Annotated in this window: 4 protein-coding genes; 2 read left to right on the top strand and 2 right to left on the bottom strand. The window is 62.6% G+C overall.

Features of this window, described 5'->3' with window-relative positions; all coding sequences use genetic code 11:
• A partial coding sequence (locus tag EN925_RS26815) for an amino acid synthesis family protein (RefSeq protein WP_128337047.1) occupies positions 1-410 on the bottom strand: 410 nt, incomplete at its 3' end.
• Entirely contained in the window at positions 407-991 is a 585-nt protein-coding gene (locus tag EN925_RS26810) for an amino acid synthesis family protein (protein WP_127368017.1), read from the bottom strand. The genes EN925_RS26815 and EN925_RS26810, both read right to left, overlap by 4 nt.
• Before the next feature lie 253 nt (positions 992-1244).
• Between EN925_RS26810 and EN925_RS26805 the strand changes: the two genes are divergently transcribed.
• Together EN925_RS26805 and EN925_RS26800 are read left to right on the top strand one after the other, a co-directional pair.
• A complete protein-coding gene (locus EN925_RS26805; RefSeq protein ID WP_063172800.1) occupies positions 1245-2249 on the top strand; it encodes a BMP family ABC transporter substrate-binding protein in 1005 nt (334 codons plus the stop codon).
• An 88-nt stretch (positions 2250-2337) separates the two neighbouring features.
• A partial coding sequence (locus tag EN925_RS26800; RefSeq protein WP_164894408.1) for an ABC transporter ATP-binding protein occupies positions 2338-3852 on the top strand: 1515 nt, incomplete at its 3' end.

Here is a 3852-nt window from a genome sequence, read left to right as displayed (position 1 = left end):
TGGCCGAGCGGAATATCGAGCGGCACGCCGAGGCCGCCGCGCTTCTTCGATGAGGGAATGAGCGCGGCGCCCTTGCCGAGCACATCGCGGAACGGGGCGCCGAGCTTTGGATGAAGGATGGCGGCGGCATGTTCGAGCTCGCCATCGGCGCCGACGGCGGCCGCCTTGCCGAAGCTCTCGACCCGGTTGCCGGCAATGCCCAGAGCAGCGACGGCGCGCTTGGGCAAGATTTCGCCCAACGCTTCGCCGATGGCGCTGAGTGCCGACAGATCCTCGACGTAGGTACCCGCATAGGGGTTGCGGATGACCGCAATGGCTGCGGCACGCCGCGTCGGCGGATCGACGTGCCGCCCGCCTTCGATCCGGGTTTCCTCGACGATGGTGATGATACGGCGGATTTCCGGGCTCATCGCAGTCCGTCCTCACCCTTGATGTCGGCGGCGGCAAGGCCGCCGACCCGTGCATGAACGCGTGCGCCGGTGGTCATCGCCAGGATGACCGCCATTTCATCGCTGCGCGGCGCATCGGCAATGCCGATCTCGATTGCATCGAAATGGCTGCGCACATAGGAGGCGTTTATGTGCGTGATCGGGATGTCGATGCGCGTTCCGGGGCCGCCGACTTTCTTGGTCGAAGGCACGATCGCCTTGGCATTGCCGAGCAGTTCGCGCATCGCGTAGCCGCCCGGATTGTGCCAGAGCGCGCCATGTTCAAGCTCGCCGGCGGCGCCGACTATGGCACCCTTGCCATAACCTTCGATGGCCTGGCCGCCCTCACCAATGGCGTCGATCAGGCGCCGAGCCATATCGAGACCGAGCGGCTTCAGGTCTTCCATGAAGCCGGTGATCTCTTCGACATAGCGTCCGGCAAAAGGGTTGGCGATGACCGCGACGATCGCGCCTCGCTTGAGCGGGCGTGCCGCGTGGGGTCCGCCCTCATGGAATATCTCTTCCATCTGAACCAGAAATTTCCTGACCACCACAGCCGGCATTGTTCTCTTCCTTCATCCCGTCGTTCATAAAACTCGTTAGAGTATCAACAATTATGCCTATCGACATTTGTCAAGCACAGACGTCGGGCAAGCGGGCGAAGGGCCAAGAAAACTGCATCGGATGACGATTGACAGCCTGTTAAGCCGCTCCTAAACTCATATGACCATCAACGAACTCGCCGTTGTCCCGGCGATGTGTGGGGGATGGTCAAAGCGTGGCTTCAAAAGCTGAAAAAAGCTGAAGGGGAATGACATGAAAAGGGCGCTCAAGAGTTTATTCCTGGCCGGCACGATGCTTGCCATTTCGTTCGGACCGGCCGCCGCACAGGCCAAGGTTTCCGTGGCCGCCATCTCGGGATACTTTGCACAGGGTTTTGGCGTTTCGATCGTCAACGGCCTCAACAAGGCCAAGACCGATTTCGGCATCGATCTCAAGCTGGTCGACACCGGCAATCGCGCGCTCGACTACCAGCAGCAGTTCGAGAATCTTGCCAAGGGCAAACAGTACGACCTGATCTTCGTGATGGGCTGGGAGCTGGTGGACTCGCTGCAAAAGGTCAGCGCCGAATATCCTGACCAGCGCTTCGTGTTCATCGATGGCGTCCTCGACAACCCCAAGATGATCTACGCCAATTTCGCCGAGGAGCAGGGATCCTTCGTCGCCGGCGCGCTTGCCGGCATGATCGAAGCCAAGGGCACCGCCTTCGACAAGATCGGCGACGGCAAGGCCATCGGCTTTGTCGGCGGCCGCGATATCCCGGTGATCCGCAACTTCCTGGGCGGCTACGAGCAAGGCGCCAAATATGCCGCGCCCGACGTCAAGGTGAACTCCGTCTTCGCCGGAACCTTCGACGACCCGGCCAAGGGAAGCGAACTTGCCCAGGCGCTTTACGGCCAAGGCTCCGACATTGTCTACAACGTCGCCGGCCCGACGGGTGAAGGCGTGATGCAGGCAAGTGCCGCGGTCGACAAATATTCGATCGGCGTCGACATCGACATGTGCGGCTCGGCCCCCGGAAATGTGCTCGCCAGCATGCTGAAGCGCGGCGACATCGCCGTCTATACGCTGATCAAGGACGAGGTCGAGGGCCGCAAGATCACCGCCGGCACCCGCACTTTCGACCTCGCCTCGGGCGGTGTCGAAGTCAAGGTCTGCGATGACATCGCCGTCAAGATCCCGGCAGAGATGACCGCCAAGCTCGACGAGATCAAAAAGGGCATCGTCGACGGCAAGATCGTGATCGCCAAGGCGAAATAAGCCAACACCAGCGCCTCCCTCCCAAGAAAGCGCTAGACTGATCCGCCGCGGCTTGCCGCGGCGGATCAGTGTCCAATCTGCGAGAGCCATGTTGTCGAACACGCCGGGGTCGCCGACCCTCCACAGCAATGCCGCGATGGCCGTCGAGTTGACTGGCATCACCAAGCGTTTTGGCGCATTCGTCGCCAATGACGGCATCGACCTTGCGGTCCGCCGCGGCGAGATCCACGCCATCATCGGCGAGAACGGTGCCGGCAAGACGACGCTGATGAACATCCTGTTCGGCCTCTTGCAGCCGGACGAAGGCTCGATCCGGCTGAACGGTGAAGAGATCGTGATCGCCGACCCGTCCATGGCGATAAAGGCCGGCCTCGGCATGGTTCACCAGCATTTCAAGCTGGTTCCCTCGCTCTCGGTTGCCGACAACGTCTTTCTCGGCATGGAAATCCGTCGCCATGGACTGATCGACCACGCTGCGCAGGTGGCGCGAACGCGCGACCTGTCGAAGCGCTTCGGCCTGCAGGTCGATCCGACCGAGCGCGTCGGGCTGCTCTCGGTCGGCATAGAACAGCGCATCGAAATCCTGAAGGTCCTGGTGCGCGGCGCGCGCACCATCATCCTCGATGAACCGACCGCCGTGCTGACGCCGCAGGAGAGCCGTGAACTGTTCCAGACGCTGCGCAGCTTCGTGGCCGAGGGCATGACGGTGATCTTCATTTCGCACCACCTGGAAGAAGTGATGGAAGTGTCCGACACGGTGACGGTGCTGCGCAACGGCAGGAAGGTGGCGACCAGGCCGACGGCCGAGCTCAGCAAGGACGAGTTGGTGCACATGATGGTCGGCCGCGAAGTGAGCTTCGACCGCCGGCCGCGCGCTTCGCTGCACGGCGACGTGGTGCTCGAAGTGAAGGATCTGTGGGCGCGCGACGATCGCCTGCTGCCAGCCCTTCGCTTTGCCAGTTTCACGGTCCGCTCCGGCGAGGTGGTGGGGATCGCGGGTGTGGCCGGCAATGGACAGACGGAGCTGGCGGAAGTGCTTTCGGGCCTGCGGCCGGCAAGCCATGGCGGGGCCTGGCTGAAGGGCCAGAATCTCACCGATCTCTCGCCCGCCGCGATCCGCCAGGCAGGCCTCGCCCATGTTCCAGGCGACCGCATGGTACGCGGGGTCGATCGCAACGCTTCGATAGCGGCCAACACCCTGATGGGCCGCCAGCATCGCGCACCATGGAGTCGTGGCGGCATGCTCAACTGGAATGCCATAAATCAAAACGCCGAAACGCTGATCAAGAGCTTCGATATTCGCGCGCGCGGACCGGGCGATGCGGTCAAGCGGCTTTCGGGCGGAAACATCCAGAAGGTCGTTCTGGCACGCGAATTCACCAATGGCGCCGATTTCCTGCTGATCGACCAGCCGACGCGCGGCGTCGACATCGGCGCCCAGGAGGCCATTCATGACGAGATCATGCGACAGCGCGCCGCCGGCCGCGCGATCCTGCTGATTTCCGTGCAACTCGACGAACTGGCCGCCCTTGCCGACCGCATCCTGGTGATGTTCAACGGGCGGATCATGGGCGAGGTTTCTGGCGATGACGCCGACGAGGAG

It is taken from the genome of Mesorhizobium sp. M7A.F.Ca.US.006.04.2.1 (genome assembly GCF_004022915.1).
Classification (GTDB): Bacteria; Pseudomonadota; Alphaproteobacteria; order Rhizobiales; family Rhizobiaceae; genus Mesorhizobium; species Mesorhizobium ciceri.
The sequence above is the reverse complement of the archived record's forward strand: the minus strand, read 5'-3'. Positions and strand labels throughout refer to the sequence as shown.

Bases quoted from the DNA above. Each gene is read 5' to 3' on its own strand.
- EN925_RS26810 (WP_127368017.1), bottom strand. From the start codon at position 991: ATGCCGGCTGTGGTGGTCAGGAAATTTCTGGTTCAGATGGAAGAGATA.
- EN925_RS26805 (WP_063172800.1), top strand. From the start codon at position 1,245: ATGAAAAGGGCGCTCAAGAGTTTATTCCTGGCCGGCACGATGCTTGCC.